This is a genomic window from Rhizobium sp. 9140, assembly GCF_900067135.1.
Lineage (GTDB): Bacteria > Pseudomonadota > Alphaproteobacteria > Rhizobiales > Rhizobiaceae > Ferranicluibacter.
Genome location: NZ_FJUR01000001.1, coordinates 492,410 through 509,027, shown reverse-complemented (window position 1 = coordinate 509,027; position 16,618 = coordinate 492,410). Strand labels below are relative to the sequence as shown.

Below are 16,618 nucleotides of genomic sequence, written 5' to 3'. Positions count from 1 at the left end.
CCTGCCTGAGAACGACCTGCCGGAAAACCGCGCGACGACGAAAGGCCGTCTGGCGCTGGCGCTGCTGCCGCTGACCGTCTTTGCCTGCCTTGCCGCCGTGTTCTGGAGCCAGCTCGATTCCGGTCGCGATATCAGCGAAATTCCGTCCGCGCTCATCGGCACGAAGGCGCCCTCTCTCGCTTTGCCGGCGCTGGAAGGCGCTACGCTCGGGAATGCGGCCATGCCCGCGCTGACGGATGCGGCAGTGAAGGGCAAGCTCACGCTCGTCAATGTCTGGGCGTCCTGGTGCGTACCCTGCCGTGCGGAAAACCCCGTTATCCTCGCTCTGGCAAAAGACCCGCGTCTGCAAGTCGTCGGCATCAACTACAAGGACCAGACGGACAACGCGCTGCGTTTCCTTGACGAGCTCGGCAATCCCTTCTCCGCCATCGGCGTCGATCCGCGCGGCCGCGCCGCCATCGACTGGGGCGTCTACGGGATTCCAGAGTCCTATCTCGTCGCACCCGACGGCACGATCCTCTACAAGCGCGTCGGCCCCTTTGACGACCGCAGCCTGCGCGAAGGCCTGATGCCCGCGATCGAGAAGGCTTCAGCGGGTTCCTGAAGCGTGTTCTTTGCTGAGCGGACAGAGCGAATTGACGCTCAAAGCGCGCCCTGCCATGCCTTCACCGCGTCCAGCGGCCAGACCAGCATCAGCACATTGAGGGTGAGGTTGTCGCGGATCAGCCAGCCGGTGAACAGTTCGAAGACGATGGCGATGGTGATCGTTACGGCAACGGGCAGACGAGCGGCAGCGAGGAAGCCGAGCGCCATGAAGACGGTGTCCATGGCCGAGTTCAGGACGCTGTCGCCGACATAGTTCAGCGAAACGGTCGCGGAGCGATAGCGCTCGATGATGATGGGCGAGTTTTCCAGCAGTTCCCAGCCTGCTTCGATGACAGTCGCGACGAACAGCCGGGCGGCGAGCGGCTTTCTCGGAAAGAGCCAGGCCGTCAGCGCGTAGAACAGGAAGCCGTGGATGATGTGGGACGGCGTGTACCAGTCGGCAAGGTGCTGGGAATTGCCGGGACTGTTGACGACCGGTTCGAACAGCTTGACGACGCCGCAGGTGCAGATCGGCGTACGGCCCATGAAGAGCTCCGCAGCCACCTGAAACGCGAGAATGCCGATGCAGGCGCCGATCCACAGCAGGGTGCGGCTGCGGGGCCGGGCTTCGACAGGCCGGGCTTCGGCAGGCAGGGGACCGAGGGGTGGTGGAACGGCGGTCATATCTTGTCGGACGCCGATTCGACGGAGTGCCGCAGGATGAGCGGCATCTGCGCCATGGTGAAGAGGATGGTAATCGGCATGGTGCCCCAGACCTTGAACGCCACCCAGAAATCATCGGCCGCCTGCGCGTCGGGCGCATACCAGACCGCGGCACCGCGCCAGACGACCTCGTTGAGGACGGCCAGAAACAGGAAGAAGATGCCCCAGCGCAGGGTCAGCTTGCGCCAGCCGGCCGCGTCCAACTGGAAGGCGGCGTTGAAGACGTGGCCGAGCAGCGACTTGCCGAAGAACAGCCCGCCCAGAAGGACCGCGCCGAATAGCGTGTTGACGATGGTCGGCTTCATCTTGATGAACGTGTCGTTTTGCAGCCAGATCGACAGCGAACCGAACACCAGGACGACGATGCCCGAAACGAAGGGCATGACGGGGAGATGACCGAGCACGATCTTCGAGACGACCAGCGAGATGACCGTCGCCGCCATGAAGAGGCCGGTGGCGATGAAGAGCGGACCGCCGAGTTCGGTGAGAACCGGAAAGGTCTCGGCGAGCCAAGGTCCGCGCATGTTGGCGAAGAAGAAGACGAGCAGAGGCCCGAGTTCCAGAGCGAGCTTCAGGCCCGGGTGGTGACGCTCGGCGGGGGTCGGCGTGACGTCGTTGTCTACGGGCCGTTCGGTCTTCATCGTCTCTGCCTTGTGGTCTTTATCTGAGATGCGTGTGATGTGGCCGCAGACGGCGGCGGAATTTCGGCGAGGCGCAATGCCTAATCCGCGATCCCGGCAATCGCCTCGGCGAAATCCTGGGCCTCGAAGGGTTCGAGATCGTCGATGCCCTCGCCGACGCCGATGAAATAGACCGGCAGCTTGTGCTTGGCGGAGATGGCGACGAGGATGCCGCCACGGGCGGTGCCGTCGAGTTTGGTCATGATCAGCCCGTTGACGCCGGCAACGTTGCGGAAGATCTCGACCTGGTTGAGCGCGTTCTGCCCGGTTGTGGCGTCCAGCGTCTGGAGCACCGTATGCGGCGCATCCGGATCGAGCTTGCCGAGCACGCGGACGATTTTTTCGAGTTCCGCCATCAGTTCCGTGCGGTTTTGCAGGCGACCGGCGGTGTCGATGATCAGCACGTCGCTCTTTTGCCGGCGCGCTTCCTCGAAGGCCTCGTAGGCGAGGCCCGCGGCGTCTGCGCCGAGCCGGGAGGAAACGATGTGGCTGTTCGTCCGGTCGGCCCAGATCTTCAGCTGCTCGATGGCGGCGGCGCGGAAGGTGTCGCCGGCGGCGAGCATGACCTTCAGGCCAGCGCCCGAAAGCTTGGCGGCGAGCTTGCCGATGGTCGTCGTCTTGCCCGTGCCGTTGACGCCGACGACGAGGATGACGTGGGGGCGATGGTTGAGGTCGAGTTGCAGCGGCTTGGCGACCGGCGTCAGAACCTTGGTGATCTCGGCTGCCATGATGCGCGAGACATCGGCACCCGAAACGTCGCGGCCATAGCGCTCGGAGGCGAGCGTATCGGTGATGCGCAGCGCGGTCTCGACGCCAAGGTCGGCCTGGATCAGGAGGTCTTCCAGCTCTTCGAGCGTGGCGTCGTCCAGCTTGCGCTTGGTGAAGAGCGCCGTGATCTGGCCGGTCAGCTGCGACGAGGTGCGCGACAGGCCGGCGCGCAGGCGCTGGAACCATGTGAGGCGCCCGGTCTCAGGGGCGGCCTCCGGCTCGGGCGCCGGCCCCGTGGCAAAACCTGCCGGCAGCGCGGACATGTCGCGCGGCCGCTCAAGGTCGGCGGTCGGGTTTTCGCCGGGGGGAAGCTCCGCCTCTGCCTCCAGCAGCGACAACGGCACGACGCCGAGATCGCCGATATCTTCAGCTGGCGGAAGCGGGAGCAGCGTCTCGTCCGCGTCTTCGGCCTCTGCTTCATCATCCGCCGAAGGACCGCCGGCCGTGGCGATTTCCTCGGCAAGAACCGGATCCTCGGCAAGGGGCAGGGCATCGTCCGGCGCGGCATCGGCGGCAAGGTTCGGTTCGAAAGCCTTGATGTCTTCGCCGACCGGAGCCGGAGCTGGGGGTGTGACCTCCGCAGGCGTCACCGTATCCGGCGCGCTCTCGTCCATGGGCGGGGCGTCCGCAGGCGGGGCAACGGGCGCTTCCGCCGGCACCTGATCGAATGTGAAGACCCTTTTGAGGAAGTCGAACGCCATCTTATATCCTGAAACCTGCGGGGCCGCTGATATCACGCGGCCTGTCTTTCGGCGGTGTCGATGGAGAGGTTCCTGCCATCGTGGCCCGTGATCGTCGTCGCGACCAGCGAGCGGGGCTCGAGCCCCGGTGTCGCGACGCGGGTGAAGTTTTCCGTGTGGCCGGTGCCGTTGCTTTCGACCAGCACGGTCTGCGCGGTGCCGACCATGGAGGTCAGGTGGTCGCGGGCCAGATCCTCGCCGATGGCGCGCAGGCGCGCGGCGCGCTCCCGGATCAGCGAGGGATCGTGCTGCGGCATGCGGGCGGCGGGCGTGCCTTCGCGCGGGCTGTAGGGGAAGACGTGGAGGCTTGCGATATCAGCCTCCCGCGCCAGTGTTCCGGCTTGCTGGAACATCTCTTCCGTCTCGGTGGGAAAGCCGGCAATCATGTCGGCGCCGAAGGCGATGCCGGGGCGCAGGCGACGTGCTTCTTTCATGAAGGCAAGAGCGTCGGCTCGCGAATGCCGCCGTTTCATCCGCTTGAGGATCATGTCGTCGCCGTGCTGGAGCGAGAGATGCAGGTGCGGCATGAAGCGCGGCTCGTCGGCGATCAGGTCGATCAGGTGCCGGTCGGCCTCGATGCTGTCGATAGACGAGAGGCGCAGGCGCGCAAGCTCCGGCACCTGCTTCAGAAGGGTCTTGGCTAGAAGGCCGAGCGTCGGCGCGCCGGGCAGGTCGCCGCCATAGCTGGTGGCATCGACGCCGGTCAGCACGATCTCGCGATAACCGTTCTCCACCAGCATGCGCGCCTGATCGACGACGGCGCCCATCGGCACCGAGCGGGAATTTCCACGGCCATAGGGAATGATGCAGAAAGTGCAGCGATGGTCGCAGCCGTTCTGCACCTGCACGAAGGCGCGCACATGACCCTCGATCATCCGCACCATCTGCGGCGCGGTTTCCCGCACGCTCATGATGTCGTTGACGCGAAGCTTCTCCTCGCCGGCAACGCCGAAATCGGGCAGGGCGCGATAGGCGCCGCTGTCCAGCTTTTCCGCATTGCCGAGAACGGCGTCCACTTCCGGCATGGCGGCAAAACTGCCGGCTTCGGTCTGGGCGGCACAGCCAGTGACGATGATGCGGGCGTCCGGGTGCTCGCGTCTTGCGCGGCGGATCGCCTTGCGGGCCTGGCGCACGGCCTCGCCGGTCACGGCGCAGGTGTTCACCAGCACGGCATTGTTCAGCCCCGCTTTTTCGGCCGCGCCGCGCATGACTTCGGATTCGTAGGTGTTCAGGCGGCAGCCGAAGGTGATGATCTCGACGCCGCTCACTCTGCCTTTGCCCCTGTCGCTGTCGCTGTCCCTGTCGCTCCGGCATCGGGTTCGCGCGAGAACGTGCCGGTCGCGGGATCGACGCGGCCGGACCACTCCCAGGACGCAGGCCCGGTCATGACGACATGATCGTCGCGCTCGCGCCAGTCGATGATGAGCGTGCCGGAAGGCACGGCACTGGCAACGGTCACCGTCACCTTGCGCCCCGTGCGCCCGGTGCGCGCACCGCTGACGGCCGCCGCGCAGGCGGCAGAGCCGCAGGCCAGCGTCAATCCGGCGCCGCGTTCCCAGGTGCGGGTGGTCATGCCGCTCCGCGATGTCACCTGCGCAAGCGTGATGTTGGCGCGCTCGGGAAACATCGGGTGGTTTTCGAGCAGCGGGCCGAAGCGTGCGAGGTCGTAGGACATGACATCGCGCTCGACCCAGAAGATCGCATGGGGATTGCCTATCGACATGACGGAGGGCGAATGCAGCACGGGATCGTTGATCGGGCCGATCTGCAGCTCGATGCGGCTCGTGTCGTGGAAGTCTTCGGCAAGGGGAATGCGGTTCCACTCGAACACCGGTCTGCCCATGTCGACCGAAATCGTGCCGTCGGCATGTTCCTCGGCGTTGAGGACGCCCGCAACCGTATGAAAGGTGAAGGTCTTGCGGCCGGTTTCCGCCGCCAGCGCCTGCACTACGCAGCGCATGCCATTGCCGCAGGCCTGCGCCCTGGTGCCGTCGGAGTTCAGAATGTCGATCCAGGAATCGGTACCCGATGCCTTCGGGTCGTGGATCGCCATGATCTGGTCGAAGCGGGTCTGCGGGTCGGCATTGAGCGCGATGGCCGCCGCCGGGGTCACGGCATCGCTCCTGCCGCGCATGTCCACCACCAGAATGGCGTTGCCGAGCCCGTTCATCCTTGCGAAGTCGACCGTGGTGTCCATGCCTGTCCATACGTTTGCGCAAAGGCCGTGAGAAAGGGCGTATATGGCGGAAAATGCCCGGGATTACCAGAGGGCGAGACGTGGCGGTCAAAGGGCGGGATGAGCGGAGGCGCGCCGTCAACGGCGCGCGGCGACACCCTCCGCGATCACGCAGAGCAGTTCGAAGAGAATGGTCGCGCCAGCCAGCGCCGTCATGCCCGCGATGTCGAAGGGCGGCGCGACCTCCACGACATCGGCCGCCACGATCCGCACGCCCTTAAGGTCCCGCACCAGCGCCTGCGCCTCGCGGGTGGTAAAGCCGCCGATCTCGGGCGTCCCCGTGCCGGGCGCCATGGAGGGGTCGATGCAGTCGATGTCGAAGCTGACATAGGTCGGCCCGCTCCCTGCAATTGCGCGCGCTTCCGCCATCACGTCGGCGATGCCGCGCCGGATGCATTCCTCCATATAGATGACGCGGATGCCTTGGGCGCGCGCCCAGTCGTGCTCGTCGGTTGCGTAGATCGAGCCGCGAATGCCGATCTGCACCGTGCGTTTCGGATCGAGCAGCCCCTCCTCGATGGCGCGGCGGAACGGCGTACCGTGCGTATAGCGATTGCCGCCGAAATAAGTGTCGTTGGTGTCCGAATGCGCGTCGAAATGGATCATGCCGACCGCACCGCCAGCGGCCACCGCGCGCATGACCGGCAGCGTCGTCAGGTGATCGCCACCGACGGATAGCGGGATCGCTCCGGTCTCGACGATGGCGCGCATGCCGGTTTCGATCCGTTTCAGGCCATCGAGAAGATCAATCGGATTGACGGCGAGATCGCCGACATCGGCGACATTGGCAATGCTGAACGGCTCGGTGAGGGTGACGTGATGGACGCGCCGCATCAGGCTCGACTGGTTGCGCACCTCTCGCGGCCCGTGGCGCGCGCCGGCCCGGTTCGTCGTGCCGCCATCCCACGGAATGCCGACGAGCGCGATATCGAGGCCGCCGGCGTCTTGGACGGCGGGCAACCGCATGAAGGTGGAGTGGCCGGCAAAGCGCGGCGTTTCGGCGGCATCCACCGGCTGGTGAAAGGTGCGGGCGGTCATTCGGGGGTCCTTTCCGGAGGCACGTCGAAGACTTCGCCGGCATGGAGCGGGCGAACGCGGGCGGGATCGACGTTATGTTTTGCCAGCGCTGCCTCCAGCGCCCTTTCCGGCGCGTCCATGGCCTCGTCGGTCAGCTGGATTGTCGCGAAGTGATGGCCGACGACATAGGCGGCGTTGGCAAGACGCATGCCCTGGATCGCTTCGTCCGGGTTCTGATGCTGCCCTTTCATGAACCAACGCGGCTCGTAAGCGCCGATCGGCAGGATGGCGAGGCGGAAGCTGCCATATGTCTTCTCCGCCGCGCGGTAGTTGATGCCGTCGTGAAAGCCGGTGTCGCCGATATGGTAGATCCGGCCGGCCGGCGTCGAGATGACGAAGGCCGCCCACAGCGCCTTTCGCCGGTCGCCGAGGCCGCGCGCCGACCAGTGATGCGCCGGCTCGCAGTGGATCGAGATGCCATCCCTGACGTCCAAAGCATCGCCCCAGTCCATGAGCGCGATCCGCGCATCCGGTGCGGCCTTGCGGATGAAGATGTCGTTGCCGAGCGGCGTGACAAAGGTCGGCTTATGGGCTGCATCGAGGCGCGCGATCGTTGATTGATCGAGATGGTCGTAATGATTGTGGCTGATCAGCACGACATCGATGCGCGGCAGATCCTCAAGGCGGATGCCGGGCGGCGAGACGCGGCGCGGGCCGGCAAAGGAGACGGGGCTCGCGCGTTCCGACCAGACGGGATCGGTGAGGATGTTCAGGCCCGCCACCTGGATCAGCATGGAGGCATGGCCGACCATGGTGACGCGCATGTTTTGCCCGGTCACTGATACATCCGGTTTGATCACGGTCGCGCGGGGATCGGGCGTCTCGGGCCAGGTTGCCCGCTGGCCGTTAAATCTCCACCGCAGGAGATCGCCGAAGCCGTTGGGCTCGACGCCGCCGGGATTGAAGAAGCGGGTGCCGTCGAAATGGTCGCTGACGGGGCCTTTATAGTAGCGGTTCGCGGCCATGCTGCTCCTTGCGGTGAAGCCGCCGGACATGACGGCGACAGCGCCAGCGAGCGACCATTTGAAGAACGTGCGGCGTTTCATCGATGTCCCCGTGAACGAGCGGTCGTCTTTGGCAGCAGTCGGTGCCCGACGTGATAGGTGATGATGGCGGCTTTTTCTTTCCGGCGCCATCGGAAAGCGGCACCTTCCAGTATTGGATCGATGGCCCCGGAGAAGCATGAAGGTAGCAAGCCTTGACTTTCCGGGCCGTTTGCTGTTTACCGCGCTCCATCTGCGACGAGACACGACTCCGAGCCGCCGACCGGGACCCTTTCAAGGTATAAACGTTCCCGGAGGTCAACACCCGACAGCGCGATGCGCCCTCGGGTGCCGTTCGGCTTTGCGTCTTGTTTGAAAACGACCCGGAACCCACGTTTGCGGCATCGCCGTAAACGAGAAGGAAGAGCCGATGTTTGAAAGCCTCCAGGACCGCCTTGGTTCGATCCTCAATGGATTGACGGGACGCGGTGCGCTGTCGGAAGCCGATGTTTCGGCTGCCCTGCGCGAGGTTCGCCGTGCGCTGCTGGAAGCCGACGTGGCGCTGGAAGTCGTGCGGTCCTTCACCGATCGCGTGCGCGAAAAAGCCGTCGGCGCGAACGTTCTGAAATCGATCAAGCCCGGGCAGATGGTCGTCAAGATCGTCCATGACGAGCTGGTCGAGATGCTGGGCGCCACCGGCGTTTCCATTGATCTCAATGCGCCCGCCCCCGTCGTCATCATGATGGTCGGTCTGCAGGGCTCGGGCAAGACCACGACCTCGGGCAAGATCGCCCACCGGCTGAACACGCGCGACAAGAAGAAGGTCCTGATGGCCTCGCTCGACACGCGTCGGCCGGCAGCCCAGGAACAGCTGCGCCAGCTCGGCGTGCAGGCGGGCATCGACACGCTGCCTGTGATCGCCGGGCAGTCGCCGACCGATATCGCCGCGCGTGCCGTGCAGGCGGCAAAGCTTGGCGGCCATGACGTCGTCATCCTCGACACCGCCGGCCGCACGCATATCGACGAGCCGCTGATGATCGAGATGGCCGAGATCAAGCGGCGCTCGAACCCGCATGAAATCCTGCTGGTCGCCGATGCGCTGACCGGTCAGGATGCCGTGAACCTCGCCCGCAACTTCGATGAGCGCGTCGGCATCACCGGCCTCGTGCTGACCCGCATGGATGGCGATGGCCGTGGCGGTGCGGCGCTTTCCATGCGCGCCGTCACCGGCAAGCCGATCAAGCTGATCGGCGTCGGCGAGAAGATGTCGGAGCTGGACGAGTTCCATCCGCGCCGGGTCGCCGACCGCATCCTCGGCATGGGCGACATCGTGTCGCTGGTCGAGAAGGCCGCCGAGAATATCGATGCCGAGAAGGCGGCGGCCATGGCCGCCAAGATGAAGTCGGGCAAGTTCGACCTCAACGATCTCTCCGACCAGCTCTCCCAGATGCAGAAGATGGGCGGCATGGGCGGTATCATGGGCATGATGCCCGGCATGTCCGGCATGAAGGACAAGATGGCCGCAGCCGGTCTCGACGACCGCATGTTCAAGCGCCAGATGGCGATCATTTCGTCCATGACCAAGGCCGAGCGCGCCAATCCCGATCTCCTCAAGCATTCCCGCAAGAAGCGCATCGCGGCCGGCTCCGGCACGGATGCCGCCGACATCAACAAGCTGCTCAAGATGCACCGCCAGATGGCCGACATGATGAAGGCCATGGGCGGCAAGAAGGGCGGCGGCATGATGAAGCAGATGATGGGCGGCCTGGCCGGCAAGATGGGTCTCGGTGGCATGGGTGGCGGCATGGGCGACCTGTCGAGCCTCGACCCCAAGCAGCTGGAAGCGCTGCAGAAGCAGGCGGAAGCGGCCGGCCTCGGCAAGGGAATGCCGGGCGGTATGGGAGGCCTTCCGGGTCTCGGCGGCGGCAAGCTGCCCGGCCTTGGCGGCGGCTTCCCGGGCCTTCCCGGCCTGCCGAAGAAGAAGTGAGGCCCGTATGAGCATCGACCCTATGAGCATCGACCCTGCCATCCGCGATGAGCTTTCCGGCTACCGCCAGTCGATCGACAATATCGATGCGGCGCTGGTGCACATGCTTGCCGAGCGCTTCCGCTGCACGAAGGCCGTGGGCGTTCTGAAAGCCCGTCACGATTTGCCGCCGGCCGACCCGGCGCGCGAGGAATACCAGATCGAACGCCTGCGCCGCTTAGCACAGGACGCTCATCTGGATCCGGATTTCGCCGAGAAGTTCCTGAACTTCATCATCAAGGAAGTCATCCGGCATCACGAAGACATCGCCGCCGATCTGAAGGATTGACGGCTTTCGCATACCGACATCAGGCCGCATCCGCGGCACGCCAACATTCAAGGAGTTATTGACATGGCACTGAAAATTCGTCTCGCCCGCGGCGGTTCCAAGAAGCGTCCGTTCTACCAGGTCGTCATCGCCGACGCCCGTTCGCCCCGCGACGGCCGCTTTCTCGAAAAGGTCGGCTCGTGGAACCCGATGCTTGCCAAGGACGATGCCAAGCGCGTTGAACTGAACAACGAGCGCATCCAGCATTGGCTCGACCACGGCGCCCTGCCGACCGACCGCGTTCTGCGCTTCCTCAGCGAAGCCGGCATCGTGACGCGCGAAGCCCGTAGCAACCCGACCAAGGGTAAGCCCGGCAAGAAGGCGACCGAGCGCGCCGCCGAAGCCAAGCAGAAGGCCGAAGACGCCGCTGCTGCCGCTGCCGAGTAATCGACCCTTTACGCATCTTCGGGGACGGGCGGCATTTTCATGCCGCCCGTTTTCGTTTATGGGGTCGCGAAATCTTTCCGACGAATGATCTCAAGAACGGTTCATCGATGAGCAAGCTGAAGAATCCCGTCCTGATGGGCACGATCGGGGGCGCGCAAGGGTTGCGCGGCGAAGTCCGCGTGAAGAGCTTTGCCGAAGAGCCGACGGCGCTGGGCGACTATGGTCATCTCCACAGCGAGGACGGCCGCGTCTTCGAGGTGCTGGAGGTGCGCGAGAGCAAGAACGTCGTGGTCGTCCGCTTTCGCGGCATCAACGACCGGACGGCCGCCGAGGCGCTGAACGGGCTCGACCTGTTCATCGAGCGGGAAAACCTGCCGGACGACGATCTCGACGAGGACGAGTTCTTCTATGCCGATCTCGAAGGGCTGGAGGCGAAGGACGCCGAGGGCAAGAGCTATGGCGTGGTGACCGGCGTGTTCGATTTCGGAGCCGGCGACCTTCTGGAGCTCAAAGGCCCTGGCCGACGTCCGGTTCTCATTCCGTTTTCCGAATTCTCCGTGCTCGAGATCGACCTTGAGGGCGGCACGCTGCTGGTCGATCCCGTGGCCGCCGGTCTGGTCGATGACAAGGACGATCCGGCCGGGCCGTTCGATCCCGACGCGTCCGACGAATGAGCGCCACCATGGCGTTCCGCGCCACCGTCCTGACGCTCTATCCGGAGATGTTTCCCGGACATCTCGGCCATTCGCTGGCAGGCAGGGCGCTGGAGCGTGGACAATGGTCGCTCGATGCCGTGCAGATTCGCGACTTTGCCGAGGACAGGCACCGGACCGTGGATGATACGCCGGCCGGCGGCGGCGCGGGCATGGTGCTGCGGGCGGATATTCTCGGGCGCGCCATCGACCACGTGTCGAGCGATGATGCGCGGCCAAGACTGCTGATGAGCCCGCGCGGGCGCCCGCTGAGCCAGGCGCGGGTGCGCGAGATCGCTGCCGGGCCGGGAGCCGTCATCGTCTGCGGCCGGTTCGAGGGCGTCGATCAGCGGATTATCGATGCGCGCGCGCTCGAAGAGGTCTCGATCGGCGATTACATCCTCTCGGGCGGCGAACCTGCGGCGCTGACGCTGCTCGATGCCGTCGTGCGTATCCTGCCCGGCGTCATGGGCAACGCGCTTTCAGGCGTGCATGAAAGCTTCGAGGGCGGGCTGCTGGAGCATCCGCATTATACGCGGCCGCAGGTCTTCGAAGAGCGGGAGATCCCCGCCGTACTGACCTCCGGCAATCACGGCGCTATCGAGCGCTGGCGACGGGCGGAGGCCGAGCGGCTGACGCGGGAGCGCCGGCCCGATCTGCTGTCTTAGCCCCATTTGTCTCAGCCGGTCACGAAATAATAGAAGGCGAGCAGCAGGCCGACCGCAACGACGAAGGCGCGGATGATCGCTTGCGGGATGCGGCGCGCCAGCCAGACGCCGCTATAGCCGCCGAGCGCCCCGCCCGGGATCATCACGGCTGCTTCCAGCCAGGAGACGACCCCGCCAAAGGTGAAGACGACCACGGCGATGGCGGCGATGACCACGGCGAGCAGGTTCTTCAGCGCATTGATCCGGTGATATCCGCCGCCGGCCGTCAGCCCCAGCACGGCCAGCATCATGATGCCCATGCCCGCCCCGAAGAATCCGCCATAGATCGACGTCGCGAACTGCCCGAGAAGGCCGAGGACACCGAGCGGCGCGCCAACCTCTCGCGACGTCGGGCGCAACAACGGACCGGCCGCAAAGATCGCCGTCGCACCCAGCAGGAGCCACGGAACGAGCGCCCGGAACGACGGATTGGACAGCATCAGGAGGATGCCGGCGCCGATGAGGCCGCCGACGGCCGAGAGAAGCCCCAGCATGACCGCCATCCGCCGGTCGGCCATCAACTCGCGCCGATAGGCCAGCGCCGAGGTGATGTAACCGGGGAACTGCACGATGGAAGAGGTCGCATTGGCGACGATCGGCGGCAGGCCGGCCAGCGTCATCGCGCCGAAGGTGAGGAACGTGCCACCGCCCGCCACCGCATTGACGGCACTCGACAGGAAGCCGGCGAGAAAAAGAAGAACGGCGGTTGTGACGGACATCGGCGACTCATCGAAAAAGGGCTGTTTTTCGTGGTATAGCCCTCGCGCATAAACGCAAGGACGCTTGTCCGCGCAAGGAGCGTCTCTGTATGACTTTGTCCGACATTTCTTCGAAAAACGACATTTGGCGCATTCGACAGGCCACTGTACGCGATAAGGGCGTGCTGCGAGATCTTCTCGATGCGTATCTCCATGGGCTTTCCGCCTTCTGCTCCGTCGATCCCGCCTACCCCTATTTCGATCTTTATTTCGAAGACATTGATCGTTGGGCCTATCTGATCGAGGTTGTGCAGGAGGATGCGTGGAATCCCGCGGGTTTTGCCCTGGTCAACCGCCATTCGTGCTCAGGAGTGCCGGTCGATCATGCGATGGCGGAATTCTGCGTGGTGTCGGAATTCCACAGAACGGGCCTTGGACAATATGCGGCCAACCGACTGTTTGCGCGGCATCCGGGTGTCTGGGAGCTTGGCGTCGCCAGGGAGAACGTAGTGGCAGGATTGTTCTGGCGCAGCGTTACCGCAGCCTTCGATGGCGTCGCGGTGATCGATGACGGCGACACAAGCCTTCTTCGCTTCGAAAGCCCCGCTGCTTCAGCCAGAATCCCGCCGGTTAAGGGGTGACAAATCGGTGATCCCGGTGTATAGGCCGCACCGGCTCGGGTTCCGCCCGCGACCGTCAACAATGAATGGTGTATCCGCCGACGCTCTTCAACCGGAAGAGACCTGTCCAGAGGCATTGCCCGAAGGACACACCTGGCGCTCTGACTGTTTGAGAAGAAAGCAAGGTTAAACCGATGAACATCATCCAGCAGCTGGAAGCCGAACAGGCCGCCAAGATCGAAGCCAAGCGTACCCTCCCGGAATTCTCCGCAGGCGACACGCTCCGCGTCAACGTACGCGTGACGGAAGGGACCCGTACCCGCGTGCAGGCCTATGAAGGCGTCTGCATCGCCCGTTCGGGTGGCGGCATCAACGAGAGCTTCACCGTTCGCAAGATCTCCTACGGCGAAGGCGTCGAGCGCGTATTCCCGGTCTATTCGCCGATGGTCGAAAGCGTCGAGATCGTTCGCCGCGGTAAGGTCCGTCGCGCCAAGCTCTATTACCTGCGCGATCGTCGCGGCAAGTCGGCTCGTATCGTCGAGAACACCGGCACGCGCGCCCGCAAGCTGAACGACACGGCTCGCCAGTCGGCTGCCGAGGAAAAGGCCCGTCTGGAAGCTGAAAAGGTTGCAGCTGCCCAGGCGCTCGCCGCCGAAAAGGCAGCAGCAGAAGCCGCAGCCGCTGAGGCCGCCGCCGCCAAGGCCGCTGAAGAGGCCGCCGCTGCAAAGGCTGCCGAAGACGCAAAGTCTGCAGAATAAGATCTTCGGATCGTCCCATTCGAAAAAGCCGCCGGTGCGAACCGGCGGCTTTTTCATGTCCGGCAAGCGGGATAAACCGGCTCAGTCTTTCGTTGCCGGGTCCCAGTGTTCGTCGGCCTTGCCGTCCTTGATGCGCCATGTGTCGAACCATGTGGTGGTGTAGCTCTTCGACGGATCTTTCTCGTCCTTGATTTCCCTGACATAGCCGACGGTGACGAGATCGCCTTCCGCCGTGACGAAGGCGATCGGTGTTTTCATCTTCTCGGGGATCGGTGTAGGTTCACGTTTGAGAAACTGCGTGAAATAAGCGACCACGCCGGCGCGGCCCGATGCCGCGTTCGGATTGTGCTGGAGATAGCGCTCCGTCAGATACCGGTCGGCCTTGTCCCAGTGGTTGGCTTCCAGCAGGTCCCTGACGATGCCGAGGGCAACCTGCTTGTTGGCGTTGAGTTGCGGATCTGGACTGGTGAACAGCGCCTCCCCATCGGGCGCGGCCACCACGGCTTCCTGCGCCTGCGATGGGACTGCCGTCAGAAGCGATCCGAGCGAGAGAGAGAGGGCGAGCAGAGCGGGTGCGAGTGTGTGTTTCATGAAGCATTCCTTCCAAAAGGCCGTTCGTCGCGTGAGGATCGTGGTCCTTGCCGAAAAATTGTAGGGACAAGCCGAGGGAGGGGGAAGGAGGCAGGTTTTACGCCGATAGGGCTGAAAACAGAACCATGACAGGCCGGACGCCGCCTGGACGGCAATTGTTTTGCGGGAGACGTGGGAACGGCGATCAATTTCCTCCTCTGTTTGCACACTGGCGCTGCCGTGGAAATGCCCTTACCGCCCGCTCGGCTCTTGCCGTTCGGGCAAGTTTCGTGACAGTCTCGCGCGTCACACGCCAGGAGATGCCTCATGTTTTCCCGCCGCCATGTTCTCGCCGGTCTGACCGTCCTTGCCCTTCTGCCGATCAATGCTGCCGCCGCCGATCTTCCCGATCTCGGCGGGCGCGAGATCGTCGTGGTAACGGAAAATGCTTATCCGCCGCTGCAGTTCATCGACCCGAAAACCGGTGAGGCCGCCGGCTGGGAGTATGATGCGGTAGGCGAGGTCGCCAAGCGCTTGAACGCCAAGGTGACGTATCGCAATACCAGCTGGGATGCGATGATCCAGTCCGTTTCCGACGGGCAGTACGACATGGGCATGACCGGCATCACCATCAAGGAAGAGCGCAAGGAAAAGGTGGACTTCTCAGATCCCTATATGCGCTCCGAGCAATTCATGCTGGTGCGCGGCGATGAGGCCCGGTTTACGGACGGAAAGTCCTTTGCCGCGCTTTCCGAAGGTCTCGTCGGCGCCCAGCCGGGAACGACGCCGTTCTACACCGCCATCTACGAAGTGCTCGACGGCAACGAGCAGAACCCGCGCGTCAAGCTGTTCGAAACCTTCGGCGCGACGGTACAGGCCCTGAAGGCCGGTGATGTCGATGTGGTGCTGACGGACGGTACGGCCGGCAAGGGTTATGTGGATACGTCGGACGGCGGGCTGAAGCTGATCGGCGGGCCGCTCGGCACCGAGGACTTCGGTTTCATCTTCCCCAAGGGCTCCAAGCTGGTCGCGCCGGTGAACGCGGCCATCGCGGCGCTGAAGGCGGATGGCACGCTGGACAAGCTGAACCGCAAGTGGTTCGTCGATTTCAAGATGGGCGAGTAAGGCAGCGGCTGATCGGACACGCAGCCCGCCATGCCGCTTCGCCCATTAGATCCGTCGTCGCAATCCTCTCCAAGCGAAGCATCCCTTCCCAATGACCGCCCGCGGGCTGGCAGGGGTACCGTCTCGCGGGAGTTGCCCTGGTGGTTGATCGCGCTGGCCGCGATCGCCGTCGGCCTCGCCATTCTCATCGCCGTCAACGATCTCTATTCCCGCGTTTTCACCGTGGTCGCCGCCGGCATCGGCGTGACGATCTTCGTCACGATCGTCGGCTTTGCCCTTGCCACGCTTCTCGGGCTCGGCGTGGCGCTGATGGCGCTGTCACGTCGCTCGGTCCTGCGTCAGGTCGCCCGGTTCTACACGGAGGTGGTGCGGGGCATTCCGGTTCTCGTGCTGCTGTTCTACATCGCCTTCGTCGGTACGCCGGGGCTCGTCTGGCTGATCAATCTCGCCTTGACGCCGCTGATTTCAGCCGGCGCGATGGAGCCGGTGCTGGTGCGCGACCTGTCCCTGATGTGGCGGGCGATCATCGCGCTTACCATCGGCTATTCCGCCTTCATCGCCGAAGTTTTTCGCGCGGGTATCCAGTCGGTGGATCGGGGCCAGGTGGAGGCGGCGGAGGCGCTGGGCCTCAACCGGTTCCAGCGGTTCCGGCTCGTGGTCTTCCCCCAGGCCATCCGCACCATCCTGCCGCCGCTCGGCAATGATTTCATCGCGATGATCAAGGATTCGTCGCTCGTCTCCGTGCTCGGCGTGCAGGACATCACCCAGATGGGCAAGGTCTATGCCGCCGGCTCCTTCCGCTTCTTCGAGACCTACTCGATCGTCGCCTATATCTATCTTCTTCTCACCATCGGCCTGTCGCTGGCGCTGCGCGGGCTGGAGAGACGGCTGCGGCGCGGGCATCGGGGGTAAGAG

At 64.5% G+C, this 16,618-nt stretch carries 19 protein-coding genes; 10 read left to right on the top strand and 9 right to left on the bottom strand.

Annotated features, from left to right (window positions below):
* Position 1 precedes the first annotated feature (1 nt).
* Complete coding sequence (locus GA0004734_RS02355; RefSeq protein WP_175386452.1) at positions 2 to 604, top strand: DsbE family thiol:disulfide interchange protein; 603 nt, start codon at positions 2 to 4, stop codon at positions 602 to 604.
* A 38-nt stretch (positions 605 to 642) separates the two neighbouring features.
* On the opposite strand, the gene GA0004734_RS02350 is transcribed toward GA0004734_RS02355, so the two are convergent.
* From GA0004734_RS02350 to GA0004734_RS02320, 7 genes are all read right to left on the bottom strand, one after another.
* On the bottom strand, positions 643 to 1,269 hold the full coding sequence (locus tag GA0004734_RS02350) for a DUF2585 domain-containing protein (protein ID WP_092930858.1): 627 nt from the start codon (positions 1,267 to 1,269) through the stop codon (positions 643 to 645).
* Entirely contained in the window at positions 1,266 to 1,949 is a 684-nt protein-coding gene (locus GA0004734_RS02345; protein ID WP_092930856.1) for a septation protein A, read from the bottom strand. Before GA0004734_RS02345 ends, GA0004734_RS02350 begins: the two co-directional genes overlap by 4 nt.
* Positions 1,950 to 2,029: 80 nt before the next feature.
* A complete protein-coding gene (ftsY, locus tag GA0004734_RS02340) occupies positions 2,030 to 3,457 on the bottom strand; it encodes a signal recognition particle-docking protein FtsY (RefSeq protein WP_092930854.1) in 1,428 nt (475 codons plus the stop codon).
* A gap of 32 nt (positions 3,458 to 3,489) precedes the next feature.
* Positions 3,490 to 4,764 (bottom strand): tRNA (N(6)-L-threonylcarbamoyladenosine(37)-C(2))-methylthiotransferase MtaB, encoded by a 1,275-nt coding sequence (gene mtaB, locus GA0004734_RS02335; RefSeq protein ID WP_092930852.1) that lies wholly within the window; start codon positions 4,762 to 4,764, stop codon positions 3,490 to 3,492.
* Positions 4,761 to 5,693: a diaminopimelate epimerase gene (dapF, locus tag GA0004734_RS02330; protein WP_092930850.1), complete on the bottom strand. Its 933-nt coding sequence runs from the start codon at positions 5,691 to 5,693 to the stop codon at positions 4,761 to 4,763. Before dapF ends, mtaB begins: the two co-directional genes overlap by 4 nt.
* 117 nt (positions 5,694 to 5,810) lie before the next feature.
* On the bottom strand, positions 5,811 to 6,770 hold the full coding sequence (speB, locus tag GA0004734_RS02325; protein WP_092930848.1) for an agmatinase: 960 nt from the start codon (positions 6,768 to 6,770) through the stop codon (positions 5,811 to 5,813).
* On the bottom strand, positions 6,767 to 7,855 hold the full coding sequence (locus tag GA0004734_RS02320; RefSeq protein ID WP_092930846.1) for an MBL fold metallo-hydrolase: 1,089 nt from the start codon (positions 7,853 to 7,855) through the stop codon (positions 6,767 to 6,769). Before GA0004734_RS02320 ends, speB begins: the two co-directional genes overlap by 4 nt.
* Positions 7,856 to 8,222: 367 nt before the next feature.
* Here GA0004734_RS02320 and ffh point away from each other — a divergent pair, with 367 nt between their 5' ends.
* The 5 genes from ffh to trmD all read left to right on the top strand — a co-directional run bounded on the left by ffh (position 8,223) and on the right by trmD (position 11,893).
* Positions 8,223 to 9,779 (top strand): signal recognition particle protein, encoded by a 1,557-nt coding sequence (gene ffh, locus GA0004734_RS02315; RefSeq protein ID WP_092930844.1) that lies wholly within the window; start codon positions 8,223 to 8,225, stop codon positions 9,777 to 9,779.
* Positions 9,780 to 9,786: 7 nt separating this feature from the next.
* The gene (locus GA0004734_RS02310) at positions 9,787 to 10,107 is read left to right on the top strand and encodes a chorismate mutase (RefSeq protein WP_245292320.1); all 321 of its coding nucleotides are present in this window, start codon (positions 9,787 to 9,789) and stop codon (positions 10,105 to 10,107) included.
* A gap of 63 nt (positions 10,108 to 10,170) precedes the next feature.
* The gene (rpsP, locus tag GA0004734_RS02305; protein ID WP_062596323.1) at positions 10,171 to 10,533 is read left to right on the top strand and encodes a 30S ribosomal protein S16; all 363 of its coding nucleotides are present in this window, start codon (positions 10,171 to 10,173) and stop codon (positions 10,531 to 10,533) included.
* Positions 10,534 to 10,640: 107 nt separating this feature from the next.
* A complete protein-coding gene (rimM, locus tag GA0004734_RS02300; RefSeq protein WP_092930842.1) occupies positions 10,641 to 11,207 on the top strand; it encodes a ribosome maturation factor RimM in 567 nt (188 codons plus the stop codon).
* Positions 11,208 to 11,215: 8 nt separating this feature from the next.
* The gene (gene trmD, locus GA0004734_RS02295; RefSeq protein WP_092930840.1) at positions 11,216 to 11,893 is read left to right on the top strand and encodes a tRNA (guanosine(37)-N1)-methyltransferase TrmD; all 678 of its coding nucleotides are present in this window, start codon (positions 11,216 to 11,218) and stop codon (positions 11,891 to 11,893) included.
* Between the two features lie 11 nt (positions 11,894 to 11,904).
* Here trmD and GA0004734_RS02290 read toward each other — a convergent pair whose 3' ends face one another.
* The gene (locus GA0004734_RS02290; protein WP_092930838.1) at positions 11,905 to 12,651 is read right to left on the bottom strand and encodes a sulfite exporter TauE/SafE family protein; all 747 of its coding nucleotides are present in this window, start codon (positions 12,649 to 12,651) and stop codon (positions 11,905 to 11,907) included.
* Positions 12,652 to 12,740: 89 nt separating this feature from the next.
* Here GA0004734_RS02290 and GA0004734_RS02285 point away from each other — a divergent pair, with 89 nt between their 5' ends.
* Together GA0004734_RS02285 and rplS are read left to right on the top strand one after the other, a co-directional pair.
* Complete coding sequence (locus GA0004734_RS02285; RefSeq protein ID WP_092930836.1) at positions 12,741 to 13,271, top strand: hypothetical protein; 531 nt, start codon at positions 12,741 to 12,743, stop codon at positions 13,269 to 13,271.
* Positions 13,272 to 13,444: 173 nt separating this feature from the next.
* A complete protein-coding gene (rplS, locus tag GA0004734_RS02280; RefSeq protein ID WP_092930834.1) occupies positions 13,445 to 14,008 on the top strand; it encodes a 50S ribosomal protein L19 in 564 nt (187 codons plus the stop codon).
* An 81-nt stretch (positions 14,009 to 14,089) separates the two neighbouring features.
* Here the strand turns inward: rplS and GA0004734_RS02275 are convergent, their stop codons facing one another.
* Positions 14,090 to 14,599: a nuclear transport factor 2 family protein gene (locus GA0004734_RS02275; RefSeq protein WP_092930832.1), complete on the bottom strand. Its 510-nt coding sequence runs from the start codon at positions 14,597 to 14,599 to the stop codon at positions 14,090 to 14,092.
* A gap of 306 nt (positions 14,600 to 14,905) precedes the next feature.
* Here GA0004734_RS02275 and GA0004734_RS02270 point away from each other — a divergent pair, with 306 nt between their 5' ends.
* Both GA0004734_RS02270 and GA0004734_RS02265 read left to right on the top strand, forming a co-directional pair.
* Positions 14,906 to 15,703, top strand: a complete 798-nt coding sequence (locus GA0004734_RS02270; protein ID WP_092930830.1) for a transporter substrate-binding domain-containing protein — start codon at positions 14,906 to 14,908, stop codon at positions 15,701 to 15,703.
* A gap of 144 nt (positions 15,704 to 15,847) precedes the next feature.
* Positions 15,848 to 16,615: an amino acid ABC transporter permease gene (locus tag GA0004734_RS02265; RefSeq protein ID WP_348626077.1), complete on the top strand. Its 768-nt coding sequence runs from the start codon at positions 15,848 to 15,850 to the stop codon at positions 16,613 to 16,615.
* The last annotated feature ends 3 nt before the right edge of the window (positions 16,616 to 16,618 follow it).

Bases quoted from the DNA above. Each gene is read 5' to 3' on its own strand.
- rplS (WP_092930834.1), top strand. From the start codon at position 13,445: ATGAACATCATCCAGCAGCTGGAAGCCGAACAGGCCGCCAAGATCGAA.
- trmD (WP_092930840.1), top strand. From the start codon at position 11,216: ATGGCGTTCCGCGCCACCGTCCTGACGCTCTATCCGGAGATGTTTCCC.
- GA0004734_RS02310 (WP_245292320.1), top strand. From the start codon at position 9,787: ATGAGCATCGACCCTATGAGCATCGACCCTGCCATCCGCGATGAGCTT.
- GA0004734_RS02350 (WP_092930858.1), bottom strand. From the start codon at position 1,269: ATGACCGCCGTTCCACCACCCCTCGGTCCCCTGCCTGCCGAAGCCCGG.
- GA0004734_RS02345 (WP_092930856.1), bottom strand. From the start codon at position 1,949: ATGAAGACCGAACGGCCCGTAGACAACGACGTCACGCCGACCCCCGCC.
- ffh (WP_092930844.1), top strand. From the start codon at position 8,223: ATGTTTGAAAGCCTCCAGGACCGCCTTGGTTCGATCCTCAATGGATTG.
- GA0004734_RS02320 (WP_092930846.1), bottom strand. From the start codon at position 7,855: ATGAAACGCCGCACGTTCTTCAAATGGTCGCTCGCTGGCGCTGTCGCC.
- rimM (WP_092930842.1), top strand. From the start codon at position 10,641: ATGAGCAAGCTGAAGAATCCCGTCCTGATGGGCACGATCGGGGGCGCG.
- GA0004734_RS02275 (WP_092930832.1), bottom strand. From the start codon at position 14,599: ATGAAACACACACTCGCACCCGCTCTGCTCGCCCTCTCTCTCTCGCTC.
- GA0004734_RS02285 (WP_092930836.1), top strand. From the start codon at position 12,741: ATGACTTTGTCCGACATTTCTTCGAAAAACGACATTTGGCGCATTCGA.
- rpsP (WP_062596323.1), top strand. From the start codon at position 10,171: ATGGCACTGAAAATTCGTCTCGCCCGCGGCGGTTCCAAGAAGCGTCCG.
- GA0004734_RS02270 (WP_092930830.1), top strand. From the start codon at position 14,906: ATGTTTTCCCGCCGCCATGTTCTCGCCGGTCTGACCGTCCTTGCCCTT.
- speB (WP_092930848.1), bottom strand. From the start codon at position 6,770: ATGACCGCCCGCACCTTTCACCAGCCGGTGGATGCCGCCGAAACGCCG.
- dapF (WP_092930850.1), bottom strand. From the start codon at position 5,693: ATGGACACCACGGTCGACTTCGCAAGGATGAACGGGCTCGGCAACGCC.
- GA0004734_RS02290 (WP_092930838.1), bottom strand. From the start codon at position 12,651: ATGTCCGTCACAACCGCCGTTCTTCTTTTTCTCGCCGGCTTCCTGTCG.
- ftsY (WP_092930854.1), bottom strand. From the start codon at position 3,457: ATGGCGTTCGACTTCCTCAAAAGGGTCTTCACATTCGATCAGGTGCCG.